The sequence below is a fragment of the Methanothermobacter defluvii genome (assembly GCF_003385755.1).
Lineage (GTDB): Archaea > Methanobacteriota > Methanobacteria > Methanobacteriales > Methanothermobacteraceae > Methanothermobacter > Methanothermobacter thermautotrophicus.
In genome coordinates this window covers 122,888-136,646 of the sequence record NZ_QREL01000001.1, presented here as the reverse complement: position 1 = coordinate 136,646, position 13,759 = coordinate 122,888, and the positions used below count along the sequence as shown (strand labels likewise).

Annotated in this window: 17 protein-coding genes; 2 read left to right on the top strand and 15 right to left on the bottom strand. The window is 49.4% G+C overall.

Features of this window, described 5'->3' with window-relative positions; translation table 11 throughout:
- Positions 1 to 2: 2 nt before the first annotated feature.
- Complete coding sequence (locus C7452_RS00825; RefSeq protein ID WP_115891940.1) at positions 3 to 677, top strand: fibrillarin-like rRNA/tRNA 2'-O-methyltransferase; 675 nt, start codon at positions 3 to 5, stop codon at positions 675 to 677.
- A gap of 256 nt (positions 678 to 933) precedes the next feature.
- Here the strand turns inward: C7452_RS00825 and coaBC are convergent, their stop codons facing one another.
- From coaBC to C7452_RS00750, 15 genes are all read right to left on the bottom strand, one after another.
- On the bottom strand, positions 934 to 2,094 hold the full coding sequence (gene coaBC, locus C7452_RS00820; protein ID WP_115892495.1) for a bifunctional phosphopantothenoylcysteine decarboxylase/phosphopantothenate--cysteine ligase CoaBC: 1,161 nt from the start codon (positions 2,092 to 2,094) through the stop codon (positions 934 to 936).
- A gap of 10 nt (positions 2,095 to 2,104) precedes the next feature.
- Positions 2,105 to 2,602: a transcription elongation factor NusA gene (locus C7452_RS00815; protein ID WP_048060993.1), complete on the bottom strand. Its 498-nt coding sequence runs from the start codon at positions 2,600 to 2,602 to the stop codon at positions 2,105 to 2,107.
- Positions 2,603 to 2,836: 234 nt separating this feature from the next.
- Complete coding sequence (locus tag C7452_RS00810) at positions 2,837 to 3,364, bottom strand: PsbP-related protein (RefSeq protein WP_245942733.1); 528 nt, start codon at positions 3,362 to 3,364, stop codon at positions 2,837 to 2,839.
- 13 nt (positions 3,365 to 3,377) lie between these two features.
- Positions 3,378 to 3,992, bottom strand: coding sequence for a hypothetical protein (locus C7452_RS00805; protein WP_231855272.1), 615 nt, complete (start codon positions 3,990 to 3,992; stop codon positions 3,378 to 3,380).
- Between the two features lie 150 nt (positions 3,993 to 4,142).
- The gene (gene pheA / locus C7452_RS00800) at positions 4,143 to 4,946 is read right to left on the bottom strand and encodes a prephenate dehydratase (protein ID WP_369798277.1); all 804 of its coding nucleotides are present in this window, start codon (positions 4,944 to 4,946) and stop codon (positions 4,143 to 4,145) included.
- Positions 4,947 to 4,957: 11 nt separating this feature from the next.
- Positions 4,958 to 6,094, bottom strand: a complete 1,137-nt coding sequence (mthRnl, locus tag C7452_RS00795) for an ATP-dependent RNA/DNA ligase MthRnl (RefSeq protein WP_048175777.1) — start codon at positions 6,092 to 6,094, stop codon at positions 4,958 to 4,960.
- Between the two features lie 34 nt (positions 6,095 to 6,128).
- Positions 6,129 to 6,947: a CBS domain-containing protein gene (locus C7452_RS00790; protein ID WP_048060996.1), complete on the bottom strand. Its 819-nt coding sequence runs from the start codon at positions 6,945 to 6,947 to the stop codon at positions 6,129 to 6,131.
- 9 nt (positions 6,948 to 6,956) lie between these two features.
- Positions 6,957 to 7,793: a CBS domain-containing protein gene (locus C7452_RS00785; protein WP_048060997.1), complete on the bottom strand. Its 837-nt coding sequence runs from the start codon at positions 7,791 to 7,793 to the stop codon at positions 6,957 to 6,959.
- A 9-nt stretch (positions 7,794 to 7,802) separates the two neighbouring features.
- Complete coding sequence (locus tag C7452_RS00780) at positions 7,803 to 8,744, bottom strand: CBS domain-containing protein (RefSeq protein ID WP_115891939.1); 942 nt, start codon at positions 8,742 to 8,744, stop codon at positions 7,803 to 7,805.
- A 120-nt stretch (positions 8,745 to 8,864) separates the two neighbouring features.
- On the bottom strand, positions 8,865 to 9,683 hold the full coding sequence (locus tag C7452_RS00775; RefSeq protein WP_048175779.1) for a CBS domain-containing protein: 819 nt from the start codon (positions 9,681 to 9,683) through the stop codon (positions 8,865 to 8,867).
- Positions 9,676 to 10,239, bottom strand: coding sequence for a CBS domain-containing protein (locus tag C7452_RS00770; protein WP_048175780.1), 564 nt, complete (start codon positions 10,237 to 10,239; stop codon positions 9,676 to 9,678). Before C7452_RS00770 ends, C7452_RS00775 begins: the two co-directional genes overlap by 8 nt.
- An 11-nt stretch (positions 10,240 to 10,250) precedes the next feature.
- Positions 10,251 to 10,985 carry a 7-carboxy-7-deazaguanine synthase QueE gene (locus tag C7452_RS00765; protein WP_048175781.1) on the bottom strand — a complete coding sequence of 245 codons (735 nt, stop codon included), beginning with the start codon at positions 10,983 to 10,985 and terminating at the stop codon, positions 10,251 to 10,253.
- Between the two features lie 5 nt (positions 10,986 to 10,990).
- Positions 10,991 to 11,467: a 6-pyruvoyl tetrahydropterin synthase/6-carboxytetrahydropterin synthase family protein gene (locus tag C7452_RS00760; protein WP_048175782.1), complete on the bottom strand. Its 477-nt coding sequence runs from the start codon at positions 11,465 to 11,467 to the stop codon at positions 10,991 to 10,993.
- Positions 11,468 to 11,592: 125 nt separating this feature from the next.
- The gene (locus C7452_RS00755; RefSeq protein ID WP_048175783.1) at positions 11,593 to 12,159 is read right to left on the bottom strand and encodes a DUF366 family protein; all 567 of its coding nucleotides are present in this window, start codon (positions 12,157 to 12,159) and stop codon (positions 11,593 to 11,595) included.
- A 164-nt stretch (positions 12,160 to 12,323) separates the two neighbouring features.
- Positions 12,324 to 12,689, bottom strand: a complete 366-nt coding sequence (locus C7452_RS00750) for a PPC domain-containing DNA-binding protein (RefSeq protein WP_010876854.1) — start codon at positions 12,687 to 12,689, stop codon at positions 12,324 to 12,326.
- Positions 12,690 to 12,729: 40 nt separating this feature from the next.
- Between C7452_RS00750 and C7452_RS00745 the strand changes: the two genes are divergently transcribed.
- Positions 12,730 to 13,752: a DNA polymerase subunit beta gene (locus tag C7452_RS00745; RefSeq protein ID WP_115891938.1), complete on the top strand. Its 1,023-nt coding sequence runs from the start codon at positions 12,730 to 12,732 to the stop codon at positions 13,750 to 13,752.
- Positions 13,753 to 13,759 lie beyond the last annotated feature (7 nt).

The window sequence follows — 13,759 nt, the reverse complement described above, 5'->3', positions numbered from 1 at the left end:
AGGTGTATGCTGTGAAGGAAGTTAAGGGTATTGATGGTGTCTTTATCATGAACAACTCCCTCCTCACCATTAACCCCAACCCCGGTGTGAAGGTCTATGGTGAGAGGATCATTGAGTGGGGCGGCCGGGAGTACCGGGTCTGGGATCCCCGGCGGTCCAAGCTTGCCGCGGCCATACTTAACGGTCTGCGGGGTTTCAGTCTGAATTCAGACTCCAGGGTTCTCTATCTGGGTGCATCGGCCGGGACAACTGCCTCACACATATCTGATATCGTCACGGATGGGAGGGTCTACTGCATCGAATTCTCTCCCAGGATGATGCGGGAACTCCTGGGTGTGTGTGAATCCAGAAAAAACATGGCCCCCCTCCTTGAGGACGCCTCAAGACCCCTCAGTTACCTCAGGATGGTTGAGGCCGCTGATCTCGTGTACTGCGATGTTGCACAGCCTGACCAGACCAGGTTATTCACTGAAAATATGGATTGCTTCCTGAAGAGGGATGGTTATGGACTCATAATGATAAAGGCCAGGAGCATAGATGTTACAAGAAGTCCCAGAAAGATCTTCCGGGAGGAAGTAGGGAAGCTTGAGTCTTCTGGTTTCAGAATAATTGATCAGGTGGGTCTCAATCCCTACGAAAAGGATCATATGGCGGTTCTGGTTAAAAGGGATGTTTAGAAGAGCATATGATTTTTTGATATATTTTTAGTAAAAAAAGGTATATATTGGATTAATTACATAATTTCAATCCCAACTGCAGGCCATAATTTCACCTCCGGGTTATTGTTCACAATAACCTGGAGTTGAATTTTAATTTTTTGCGTTAATATCATGATGTAAAGGTGAGTTTTAATAATATTTAAAGCTGAGAGGGGATAGAACAGCCAGAACTGCAGTTAAACTGTTTCTAACCCGTAAAAATATTTTTCTAATTCTATAATAACTGGTCCAGGCTGTCTCCAACCTTCCTTATCACTTCATCAATTATGATGGACGCAAGTTCATCCTTTTCCATAAGGGGAAGCTCGGTTACCATGTCTGAGACAATGATGGCCCGGTTCCTGTCTGAGCCAAAACCCTCAACGGACACGTCGTTGGCAACCACCATATCAACACCTGATTCCCTTATCTGTTTCCTTGCAGATTCCACCAGTGCCTCATTGTCCACATCATACTCTGCCTTGAATCCAACGATGAACGCTTCAGGATTAATCTCCCTTGCGATCCCTATTACCTTGGGGTTGGGTCTGAGTTCAACTGAAAACTCCTCTGAGGATGATATCTTTCTCTCAGTGTAGACCGGCTTGAAGTCAGCCACTGCAGCCGCAGATATGAATACATCATGATCAGCAACGAGTTCCCTGACCCTTTCGGCCATTTCCTCTGCTGTCTCTGCCCGGAAGGATCTTAACTGTGGGGGTATCTCCACAGATACTGTGCCGGCCACAACCGTGACATCAGCGCCCTCTATGTAGGCCCTCCTGGCTATGGCGAGACCCATCTTCCCTGAACTCCTGTTTGTAATCCCTCTGACGGGGTCTATGGGTTCATAGGTCCCCCCAAGACTCACAAGGACCCTTTTACCCTGCAGTCTCTGTCTGGAGGTCTGTCTCATTGCCTCTAGTACGATGGTGTCAATGTCCGGGAACTTGGCCTTTCCCTCATCCATGCGGGGCTCAATAAAGATAACTCCCTCTTCCTTCAGCCTCGTGATATTCTCGGCTGCGGCGGCATACATGGCCTCATGCATTGAGGGCACCATGACAATTGGGGTGCCCATGCCTGATGCTGTGAGGAGGAGGGACGATATGGGGTTATCAGCCAGCCTGTATGCCAGTTTACCTATAATGTTGGCTGTTGCCGGCGCCACAAGGATCAGGTCAGCGCCTGCGTATTTAACGTGCTCAATTTCCCCTGTAAGTTCCAGTACAGGTTTGCTTCCGGTTGCAAATTCCATTGCATAGGGGTGTATTATCCGGCAGGCGTCCTCGCTCATGAAGCACTTAACCTCGGCTCCCTGCCTCCCAAGCTCCCTTGCAAGCTTCACCGCCTCGATGGCTGCAACACTCCCTGTGACGCACAGTATGATCTCCATGGAATCCCCATCATGTATCATCTATAACTACAACCGTCTTCTCACCGGTCAGCATTTCTATTATATTATTGAGGGTTTCCAGTTTGCCAGGCACTCTCCTGGCATCCTCCCTCATGACCCTTATCTTGAAGCGTTCTTCCCCATCCTTCCCGAATACAATGTTGATCCCTGATATCCTTGCAGGTGCTAGAACATCCTCTGCAACTGATTTGAGGTCTGATTTCTCTCCAACAACCCGGACCTTCTTTCCTATGGCCCTTGATATTGCCTTCACAATTTTACCGCCCTTGCCTATGAGTTTACCGACCTCACCAGCTTCTGTGATTATTATAACTATCCCGTCAAGGTCTATGGCCCTTTTAAATCCCAGTTTACCTTCTCCAATCCTGTATAGAACCTTCGCAATCTCCAGTTCAGTTTGAGTTACCTCCCCTGTTTTAAGTTTATTTTCACAGCCCTGACATAAAATTCCGCTTTTAAGACAGACATCGCATATTGGCAATACCATTGCTTCTTCCTCCTTTTCTTTAGTGGTTACCGTGATTATCGTGAACAAGGTCACACTGTATAATCAAGGTTTAAAAAGCCATTAGCAGCCCTTAAACCTCTGGAGATAAAATAAAAAGAGCCCGTCTATTTATCACTGCAGCGACCCTATGGTTAATTAATTACTTTGATAAATATAAATTTATAGTTTTGGATGGCAAAAAAATAAGAAGGGATTTGGGGGCTGGTGTGAAAATCAGAGGAACCTCAGGGTCCTGACAATGAGGTCGAAGTTCCGGCTCTCGGCATCGAATTTATCTGCCGGAGCTGTGCAAAGTATCACATAGACCCTTCCATTGTTCTCTATCCATATTGCCCTCTGCTTTTTCTGTATTCCGCTGTCTGTGATGATGTAAAGGTTTTCGATTGCCTGGTAACTGCCTATGGTCGTGTTGGTCTCTGAGACTCTCCTGTAACTTGAATTTGTGAAAAGGGCTTCATAATTCGCCCTGTACATGTCGTAAAGGTTCCCCTTGAGGTCCTTTGACTGGATAACCACAGAGACCCGGGCAAGACCTGAGGAATCAACGGATGATGGGTCTCCAACCGCTGCAACTGTGTCATTGGCAAGTGAATTCGCTGTTACCCAGTCTGATGGATACTCAAATGAAACATTATTCCCTGTAAACGTTTTTGTCTGGTTTTCAGAGCCTGCATCCTCTGATGTGCAGCCGGATACAGACACAACCAGGACCATGAAAAGGATTAACATGTACCTCTTCATATCATTAACCTCGCTAGGGTGATGATGGCGGATTCTGAGTGCCGCCAGTGCCTCCTGTCCCCTGGTTATCCTGTGGCGTTGATGGTGTGGATGGCGTTGATGGCGTCTGTGGTGTGGATGGTGTCTGTGGTGTTGTGTTCTCCTGACTGAATGTTTTATTGGATGTTAAAGTTACATTCTTCACTGTGTCGTTGGAGGATGGGAAGGCGCTCTCATTCACCGTGACTGTCCCCGTGGCCGGAGTTTCTGGCTGAATATTCATGAAGTAAAGACCAAAGCCCGTGCCGAAGAGGAATGCCACCACAAGGACTATGGCCCCTATCAGGGACAGGTTCGGCCTCTTCCTCCTTCTGGTCTCATCTGTCCTGACATACCTTTCAATGAGCTCCTCTTTCTCTTTCCTGTCCTTCTTTATTCTTGACTCCTCCACCCAGTGGTCAAGGGGCTTTTCAGGAGTCTCCTGTCCCTGAAGCCTTCTTATGTTCTCCACTGCCTCCAGGGTTTCAAGTTCACGTGTGTACTGTTCCCTGAGTGATCTGTACTCCTTCTCTGAAATGCTTCCCTCTTCACGTTCCCTTTCAAGTTTCTTGAGCTGTCTCAGGATCATTTTCTTATCCTGACTAATCATCACCATCTCCTGAATTAAATCAGTGATAATAAACGGATCTATATTGTACTCACCAGTATATAAATTTACAGAGTGCCGCGCCACACCCTTAAAATGACCCGCCCATTGCTCTTACTCACGTTTTAATCTCCTTTGAGGGATCAGAATTAATCAATAATCAGTCATTTCAGGGTATGAACCCAGAATCTTGAAGAATGGGGTCCTATCAGATATACTCCTGAGTATGTCCATTACATGCGGGTCCTTCCGGTGTCCCTGGAAATCCACAAAGAATATGTACTTGCCAAGACCCCTCTTTGATGGGCGGGACTCTATCTTGGTGAGGTTGACTCCCGCATCTGCGAAGAAGCCCAGGATCTCATGGAGTCCCCCTGGTTTATCCTCTGATAGTGAGAAGACTATGGAGGTCTTATCCCTTCCTGTTGGTTCATGGTCACCCTCTGAAAGGACTATGAACCTTGTGAAGTTGGGGTCAAAGTCCTGGATGTTCTCTGCAATCACCTCGAGGCCATATATATCCGCAGCCCTTCTCGTTCCTATGGCCGCCCACTCCATCCTCCCCATTATGGTCCTTGCAGCTGCAGCCGTGCTTGGTGTTGAGTGTGTTGAGACCCCAAGTTTCTCCAGAAATCCTCTGCACTGTGCAAGGGACTGGGGATGGGAGTAGACCTCCCGGATCTCATTCATGGCGACACCCCTGTTAACGAGGAGGTTGTGCCTTACACGGAGTATTATCTCCCCCTCTATGCAGAGATCATATTCCCAGGCAAGGAGGTCAAGGGTGACCCCCACCGGGCCCTCTATTGAGTTTTCGATAGGTACAACACCCCTTGAGGCCACTCCAGTTGCCACTGCGTCCAGCACCTCGAGTATTGAGTCGAAGGGGATGAGTTCCTCACCGACCCTCCGGGCTGCCTCCTCTGTGAATGTCCCCTCAGGGCCCAGATAGGCTATGGGAAGAGATGTCAGTAGAGACCCCCCTTAAGGTAGTTGTTTATCCTGTCTGTTGTTGACTGATAGAATCGCCTTATGGTTGCCCTGCCGTCACGGTAATCTGCAAGGGTGGCTGAGACCCCCAGGCGGACAAGGTGACGTATGAATTCCTCTGCCGCCTCCCTGTCCTCAACGTCGATGACCGTGTCCTCATAGGCGGCCTCACCAGCTGATATGCTCTTTATCCTCTCAAGCATGGGGTATATTATTGCCTCCCCGAGGCGGCGTGCCCTTTCACGGGTTTCATCATCTGATTCATCGAGTTCATAGGCCTGGAAGCCCTCCCTTATGACTCTGCTGAAGAAGAAGGGTCTTCCGAAGTCGAAGGGATAGCTGAAGGCGTATGCGAGTTCACGTGCATGGGCCTGTGATGAGGTGTACTTCAGGGGAGGCACCTCCATGCTGGGGTCCTTCATAACCACACCCTCCCTTCCAGCCATTCCCAGGGCTCTTATTATATCCGCGACCTCACTGGCGGCCTCCTCAATGGGGTAGACCCCAAAGAGGCGCACATTAGGAAGTCCATAGGAATCCAGGAGCGCCCTCCTCTCTTCAACAGGGAGGGGTCTGTTCGTGTTCTTCTCCCTCAGATCGAATACCCTGAATCCGAGGGGTCCGACCTCAGGGTAGTCCTGTGAAACATAGGGGTTGTCCCTTCCAATCATCTCTCCACATATAACAAGGTCCGGGTGTTCCCTGAAGAATTCAGAAAGGTCAAGGAGCTCCTGGGCCTTTCGGGTGGTGAATGGGCAGACATGACCCCCCCTTGTGAGTGCAACGGTCTCTCCCGATGATAGGCATGCTATACGGACATTGTAGCCGTTCATCTTTTCCTCTACAGCAACCCTGTCCCTGAAGTGTTCCTGGATGGTGGGTGAGAGTAGCAGTGTCCTCCTTATCTTTGGAAATCCCCTTATGACCTCAGTTTCATCTCCAAGGTAGATCACCGTCCCTGCCTCCAGGTCCCCCAGGGACTTCTTGAAGAGGAGGGCCTGCATACCCGCAGATTCAAGTAGCCTCACGCTCCCCCGGGCAAATGCAACCTTCAACCTGGAGGATGGTACCCCTGTCCTTTCCTGGATCAAATCGAAGGGGATGTCACTGTTCATTGAATTCACTTGAGACGTCTTAAAAAAAGGAGGTTTAGAAGACACCCTCTATCTCAACTATGAGGTCAAGGATGTCTGTCTTCGTTACTATACCCTCAACTTCCTGTTTGATTACAGGGAATCCCCCGTAGCCTGTCTCCAGCATTAGTGATGCCACTTCAGTTACCGGAGTCTCCTCCTCAATGGTCCTCACGTTCTGTTTCATTATATCCTCCACGAGGAGGTTTCTTATCCTTGAGGGTTTGTGCCTGTCCGGGACGAGCTTTCTGAAGTTTATGACGGCCCTTGTCATGTCCCTGGCTGTGAGTATTCCTGCAAGTTCGTCCTCCTCCATGACCAGCAGGCGGCCTATGCCTGCGTCGATCATTATCCTCCTTGCATGGACGACCCTCTCTGCCGGGGACACCGTTATCATCTCTGTGCTCATGACATCGGCTGCAGTGTACTTCTCATAGGCCCTTCCCCTGCAGATGTCAAGGAGGTCTGATTTTGTGACTATACCCATGATTTCACCGTCATGGAGAACCGGAAGGCTTCCGATGTTGTTTTCGAGCATCACGCTTGCTGCGTTTCCGGCGTCCATGTCTGGCTCTGCGGTTATGAGTTCCGGTGTCATGACCGTTGAGACATGGAAGTGGGAGGGTGCCATGTTGCCGTACCTTGAGGATCCGAGCTTGAGTGCTATGTCCTTCTCGGTAACTATACCAACAAGTTCCCTCTCATGGTCGCTGTTGGTGTTTATAACGAGGAGCCTTGAGACGTTCCTTTTATCCATGAGTCTCAGGGCGTCACATATGTTCTGATCCTTATCGATGCAGACAGGATCCTCTGACATGATGTTTTTGATTATCATACTCTCCACCTACTGGATTCCGCTTATTATATCTGTTTTTGTTATTATACCCACCAGTTCATCGTCCTCAACCACTGGAAGGCCGCTTATACCGTTTTCAAGCATCATGGCTGCTGCGCTGGATGCATCCACAGATGGTTCCACCTTTATCACGTCCTCAGTCATTATGTCCCCTGCTGTTAGCATCGCGATGGTACGGACCCTTTTCTTCTCCTCTGAGGTTCTGCTTATGAAGTAGACCCTCTCGACGGGTATGCCCCTCTCAGGGTCCTCGAAGGTTGCGAATGAGAGGTTCTCTGAGGTTATTATCCCCTCAACTGCGCCGTTATCTGTTACGACCACCCTTGAGATGTTGTTCTCCTCCATGACGCCTATTACATGGGACAGTGTGTGGTTGGGTGTCACCGTTTTAACGTCCTCTGTCATGAGGTCCCTCACCTTCCATCTGCCGGCGCATCTGTCCTTGAAGAACCTGAGAAGGTCCTTCTTGGTTACTATGCCTGCAAGTTCCTCTCCATCCATTACAAGGAGGGACCCCACATTCTTCCTGAGCATGAGCTCCGCTGCATCCCGGGGGGTGTCATTAACATTCACGGTTACGGGGTTCTCTGTCATCACCCTCCTTATTGAGATCTTATCTATTGGTCTCCTCCTCCAGTCGGGGCCGTTAACCCGGAGTTTTCTGGTTATATCGGTCTCAGTCACTATGCCGACCGGTTTACCATCTGCATCAACAACCACGACCCTGCTTATCCCGTGTCTCAGCATGAGGTTCCTTGCATAGGCAACCTGCTGTGTCTCATCCATGACGATGACTTCATCTGTCATTATGCTCCCTATATCCACTGTAACCACCTACCCTGCTATTGCCCTCAGTAAGTCGCTTTCAGTTATTATTCCTGTCAGTTCCCCGTAGTCCACCACGGGAAGTCCTCCTATTCCATGTTCCTCCATGAGCTCACATACCCTTCCCAGGGGTGTTGTGGATGTTACCATGCAGACCTGTGTCTCCATGATCTCGTTTACAGGTGTTGAGAGGACCTCCTCGGCACTGTTGGTTTTCATTGCACTGAAGGCCTGGTTCCTTCCAAGGAACTCGAGTATGTCAGTGGATGTCACTATCCCGACAAGTTTTTCCTCCTCAGGGTGTGGAGTTTTTCTCTCCTCGCCAAGAACAGGTATCCTCCTTAGCCTGTTCCTCACCATTATCTTTGAGGCACCCTCTATGGGTGTTCCTGGTGTTGTGCTTATCACATTTGCTGTCATGTGCTCCTCTGTCACCTCGTCATTGAATACTCCTGCCATGAGAAGCACGAAGTCCCTCTCAGATACTATGCCTGCTATCTTCTCGTCATCATCAACTACCGGTAGTGCGCCGACGCTGTTCTCAAGCATCATGCTCACTGCATCTGCAATTGAGTCCCTGGTGGTTATGCTGATGACGTCCCGGGTCATGATGCTTTTAACGGGTTCGTTGACAGCTGCAAGGAAGTTATCATCATATTTTTTATCGATGATCTTGGATTTATCTCCCCCTCCTAAAAAGTCCAGGATATCCATGGCCGTGACTATCCCCTGGAGCTTACCTGTCCCGGGGTTTGTTATTGGAAGCCTCCTGAATTTGTTCTTAACCATTATCTCCGCTGCTTCTTTGATGGTGGCTGTCTGTGGTATGGAAATAACTTCCTTCCTGGCGATGGCCATCACATCGCCTTCATGGTCGAAGTTTCTGCTCTCGAATTCGACGGGACCACGGTCCCTAGACTTTACCAGGTTTATGGTGTCTTTTTTTCTCATTTACACACCTCTCTGGGAGATATACTTACATGAAGTAAGTATCGTTATTACTTAAAATAATTTTATTAATAAAAACTGGGTTCTGGATGATGGATCCTTCTCCTATCATGGGCCACCATTTCACTTGATATAGGCTTTGAGGACGTCCTCCCTGGACACTATGCCCAGAAGATCGGCTTCCTTCACCATGCTGGGGTCACTCTTTATGAACACCGGCTTCTCAACCACCGGGATCCTGCCGATGTCCCTCTCCAGCATCAGAAAAGCAGCTTTTTCAGAAGGCGTATCTGGTGTTATGGCTATGGGTGGTGTCTTCATTATCTTCTCAACCGCCACTGATCTCACATCCCCGGACTCCCTGTGAATCCTGGCATGGCCGTACCTTATGAGGTCCTTCCTTGTTATGATACCTATCAGTTTGCCGTTCTTCATCACCGGAAGCCCTGAAAATCCTGATTCATCCATCTTATCCCATACAGCTGATACAGGGTCGCTGTGCTGGCAGGTGACAGGTTCAGGTGTCATTATCTCCATCACAGGACTCTTAACTGGTTCATAGCCATTTTCAAGGAACCCTGCGATGAAGTCTATGGTACTGACTATCCCGACAAGTTTCATGCTCTCTGTTGACTCAACCACCGGGGCCTGTATTTCACCCGCCCTCACCAGGTCGGCTGCAGCCTTCATTGCCTCCATTTCAGGGGTCAGGATAAGCTTGGGCCTTTCCATTATTCCCCTTGCCTCAAGGTTGGACTTTGTCGCTGTGATGTTAAGCACATCACCCCGGGTTATAATACCTCTCAGTTTTTCCCCGGCGACTACAGGGACGCACCTGAAATCCTCATCCCTTAAAATAGACCTTACTCTTGTGGCGGCGGTTTCAAGTGAGACTGAGACAGGATTTAATGTCATTACGTCTCTTACAAACAAATCATTCACCCTCTAAGTCCTCTTTACACTCCTCACATATGTATTTACCGTCGTACTCCTCAAGGTACTCCTCAAAGTTGCCGCAGATCTCACAGACACCTGGAACTGACCTCTCATTTTCAGGTAGCTGTACCCTGTTCTCCTCAATCCTTGCATTCTCAACAAGGATCTCTGTGAGTTCCGGGGCCACCATCATGACGTCGGAGGATGTCAGGATCCCGACGAGCGCGCCGTCCCTGACCACCGGAAGCCTCCTTATGCTGTTCTTGGCCATCAGCCTCGCTGCTTCGCTGAGCTCCCTGTCAGGTTCTATGCTTATAAGGTTGCGGGTCATTACCTCCCCCACTGTAACCTCACTGGCCTGCAGGTCTCTGGAAACAACCTTCCTTATGATGTCGCTCTCGGTTATGAGTCCCTCTGGTTCGGAGTTGCTCTTGACGATGATGCTTCCAACCTTCTTTTCGGTCATTATTGATGCTGCTTCTGCAACGCTGATGCCAGGGTCTGCTGTTATAACATTCGATGTCATGGCATCATGGACTGTAACCTTTGTTTCCATTTCCATCTGAAAACCTCCTACCTAAGGCCAAGGGCCCTATGCATCTGTGGTATCACGTAAACATCCATATACTTTCCGGCTTCCTGAGACATTTCCAGCAGGCGAGGAGTGTTTTGAGCCCACTGCTCAGGGGGACTGCATGGCTGTATAACCAATGGAAGTCTTTCCAGCTCATCAACGCATTCAAGGAGCCTCTCTGCGAGAGCCCCGATGTAGTCTGCCCCCGTTGTGGGCATCACAACCACCTTACAATATGTATTTACACCTCTTGATATTAATATGTTTATGACTTGAATCTCCCGATCAATGAGGTCACCGGGGCTGGATATATCGGATTCTGTAGTACCTGATCTTAAATTATCTGAAAAATGTTCAGATATTTTTATATCAACTGAGGCGTAGTCAAAGAGGTGAGCTATCCTCTCTGCATTGCCGGGCAGGGACCCGTTGGTCTCGAGAAGGGTCCTGTGAGGGCTCTCTTCAAGGAGTTCTGTGATAAAATCAGGGTAGAGGAGAGGTTCACCTCCTGTGATACTGATTGAATGAAAATCAGGCGTTATTAACCCTTCAATAATCTCTGTAAGTTCAGGGGCTGTGAAGAGCCTCCCGGCTGAGGGGTCCCTGCTCTCTGGTGTGTCACAGTAGCTGCAGTTGAGGTTGCAGCCGGCGAACCTCACAAAGATCTGCCTCCTTCCCACAAGGAGGCCCTCGCCCTGGATGCTGCTGAAGACCTCCACGATGGGTGCCCTCATCAAGATCACCGGGATATCGTGTATATGGCCCCCTGCCCTATACCCTCATTCACACAGACCTCGACGGAGGATATATCATACTTACTGCTCAGTTCCTTGAAGAGGGTTGCGGCAAAGTACCTTGAAAGCTCCTCTGCAGAGCTGGATTCAAGGTCCAGGAGGCAGCAGTCCTCCTCGGGTATGCTGTACTTCTTACCCGCTATTTCAAATTTAACTGTTCTGGTGGTGGATGTGAAGTTTATGAGGGGGTTCCTGAGGGGTATCAGGAGTTTATGGTCAAATTCGCTGCATATTCGTCTGACTATATCCTTAACATCCTTGAAGTCAGCTACAAAACCATGCGTACCGCTCCTCTTACCCTCAACCTTAACATCAACTATGTAGGAGTGACCGTGTATGCAGCCGCATGACTCATGTTCGGGTATCATGTGGGCGGCTGAAAACCTCAGGTTTGCGTGTATTCCATTTATAACTATCTTCATCATTACCACTTCAACTGTTGAATGGGGAGCCGGGTAGCCTATCCTGAAACACCTTAAAAGATCAGGGTCCTGGCCATATCCTCAGACACACCAGTATCCAGACACCAGCAGCATCCCCCGACACCTTAAAAGATCCGGGTCTTGGCTATATCATCCTCTATGGAATCTATCTCGTGTATATACGCCATTGCAACGTTCTCAGCTATTCCCTTAATGTCATCAGCTGACAGCTCAGGCTTTTCATCCAGGAGCCCAATGGTGTCGACATCCTCTGGTGTCCCCCTCTCATGGATGTTGACGCCCAGATGTATCTTCATGCTTGAGACAGAGGCCGTTGCTATTGAAACCGTGAGCTTAGATGAACCTATGTAGAGGTCATCACCCTCCCGCCTTGTCCGCACACCAGTTCTCATGAGTTCCTCCATGAGCAACATCACCAGAATCCTCTGCCTGTGGTATGCGAGCCTCAGGCTGGATGGCTGTTCATCGAAGTGCTCAACGATGAAATGGAGGACCTCTTCAGATCTTATCTCCAGTTCAACGTCCTCATAGTCCACTATATTCTTAACGTCCATGGGGCCTATCCATGTTATTATGCTTGAGCCCTTTATTCCCAGTTCACTGAGGGCCCATGCAGGTTCTATCTGACTCCCATCATAGAGGAGGGGATCTTCAAGGTGCTCATATAACATTACATCACCAGCATTATATCTGGAGCTGCCCCTATTTAATCTATTTAATAAGTAGGATGCCGGGACTGCCATCCTCCTCCATGGATGACAGTATCAATGAATCCACTGGATGAATCCATGCACGGAGGCCCCGGCTGGAGGTCCTGAGTGAAACTTCTGGGTGCTCACTCAAGGACCAGGAGTTCCCGGTAACCTGTCCTCCTGTCCATAACCCTCCTCAGTACTCCCTGGTATGGGATCACGGCTATCTCCGCAGTTGTCCTCACCGGGGAGTCCCCCCTGAGGTGGCCCCCGGTAACCCTGCCCTCTGAATCTGCAACCGCAATGTGTATGTGCACTCCATCAGGGGAGATGGTCCCCTGGAGTGAAAGGATCTCAAGGGGCCCCTCAACCGTGAGTTCTGATTCATCAGCCGTCCTTATCCTGACGCGGTGGAGGCTTCCTATGCCCGTCACCACCACGCCTTCCGAAAAAGCTGCCCTCATCTCCTCCATGAGGTCCATGCCCGGTTCAAGTCTTATGAGAATCATATGAAAAGATTTATAGTCACATCAAGCATTTAATTTATCTATGAGAGCCAGAATCCGTGACTTCATACACACCACTGATGACCTTTTCTTTGCTGTGACCTCATACCTTCATCCTGATGGGAGAATCATATCATTTTTACGTTACATACCGGATAGACATGGTGAAAGATCACTGGACTCTGCAAGATACTCAAAGGTCAGCTCGGACGTGGCATACCGTTTCCTTGAGGATGCGCACCCTGAGTACCTTCACCACTATGATGAGCTCGGGGTTCTCATGATGGGCGTGCCCCACGATAGGGTCGAGGAGATACTGAGGCCTGAAAATCGTCTGGAGGAGATAATGGAGTCCCCATCAGATCCACTCCTCGAAAAGGCTGTTAAAATAGCAGATACACTCCACGATGCAGCCGGGATCCCCTACAGGTCCATGGGAGTCTCTGGATCCATACTGCCCGGGCTCTATGACCCCGAGAACTCCGACATTGACTTTGTTGTCTATGGACTCAAAAACCACCGTCTGGCCATGGAGGCCTTCGGTGAACTTAAGGATGACCCCTCCTGGCCACTCATGGGCCTCGATGAAGAGCTCCTCAGGAGGGTCTACAGCAAGCGGATCGTTGACGACACCCTATCCTTCAGGGAGTTCTGCTGGTATGAGATGCGCAAGAACAACCGTGGAAGGGTAGATGGAACCCTCTTCGATATCCTTGCAGCCAGGGACTGGAGTGAAATAGATGGTTACTGGGGTGATACAACCTATGAGCCCCATGGGACCATAACCATTGAGTGCACAGTCACTGATGCCCTTGAGGCCTTTGACAACCCCTCAAGGTACCTTGTGGAGGATGTCAATGTGATTGAGGGCCCTTCAGTTGAGATAGGGGAGGTCGTATCCTTCACCCACACCTATGCGGGTCAGGCCAGGGAGGGGGAGCGCATAGTTGCAAGGGGTAAACTTGAAAGGTTCACCGGAAAATCAGAGGGTTACAGGGTAGTTGTTGGAACAACCAGAGAAGCCATGAATGAATTCATAAAGCTGAAGGATCTCAGACTGGAGTAAACAGAAA

Bases quoted from the DNA above. Each gene is read 5' to 3' on its own strand.
- coaBC (WP_115892495.1), bottom strand. From the start codon at position 2,094: ATGGAGATCATACTGTGCGTCACAGGGAGTGTTGCAGCCATCGAGGCG.
- C7452_RS00815 (WP_048060993.1), bottom strand. From the start codon at position 2,602: ATGGTATTGCCAATATGCGATGTCTGTCTTAAAAGCGGAATTTTATGT.
- C7452_RS00810 (WP_245942733.1), bottom strand. From the start codon at position 3,364: ATGAAGAGGTACATGTTAATCCTTTTCATGGTCCTGGTTGTGTCTGTA.
- C7452_RS00805 (WP_231855272.1), bottom strand. From the start codon at position 3,992: ATGATTAGTCAGGATAAGAAAATGATCCTGAGACAGCTCAAGAAACTT.
- mthRnl (WP_048175777.1), bottom strand. From the start codon at position 6,094: ATGAACAGTGACATCCCCTTCGATTTGATCCAGGAAAGGACAGGGGTA.
- C7452_RS00790 (WP_048060996.1), bottom strand. From the start codon at position 6,947: ATGATAATCAAAAACATCATGTCAGAGGATCCTGTCTGCATCGATAAG.
- C7452_RS00780 (WP_115891939.1), bottom strand. From the start codon at position 8,744: ATGAGAAAAAAAGACACCATAAACCTGGTAAAGTCTAGGGACCGTGGT.
- C7452_RS00770 (WP_048175780.1), bottom strand. From the start codon at position 10,239: ATGGAAATGGAAACAAAGGTTACAGTCCATGATGCCATGACATCGAAT.
- C7452_RS00765 (WP_048175781.1), bottom strand. From the start codon at position 10,985: ATGAGGGCACCCATCGTGGAGGTCTTCAGCAGCATCCAGGGCGAGGGC.
- C7452_RS00760 (WP_048175782.1), bottom strand. From the start codon at position 11,467: ATGAAGATAGTTATAAATGGAATACACGCAAACCTGAGGTTTTCAGCC.
- C7452_RS00755 (WP_048175783.1), bottom strand. From the start codon at position 12,159: ATGTTATATGAGCACCTTGAAGATCCCCTCCTCTATGATGGGAGTCAG.
- C7452_RS00750 (WP_010876854.1), bottom strand. From the start codon at position 12,689: ATGATTCTCATAAGACTTGAACCGGGCATGGACCTCATGGAGGAGATG.
- C7452_RS00745 (WP_115891938.1), top strand. From the start codon at position 12,730: ATGAGAGCCAGAATCCGTGACTTCATACACACCACTGATGACCTTTTC.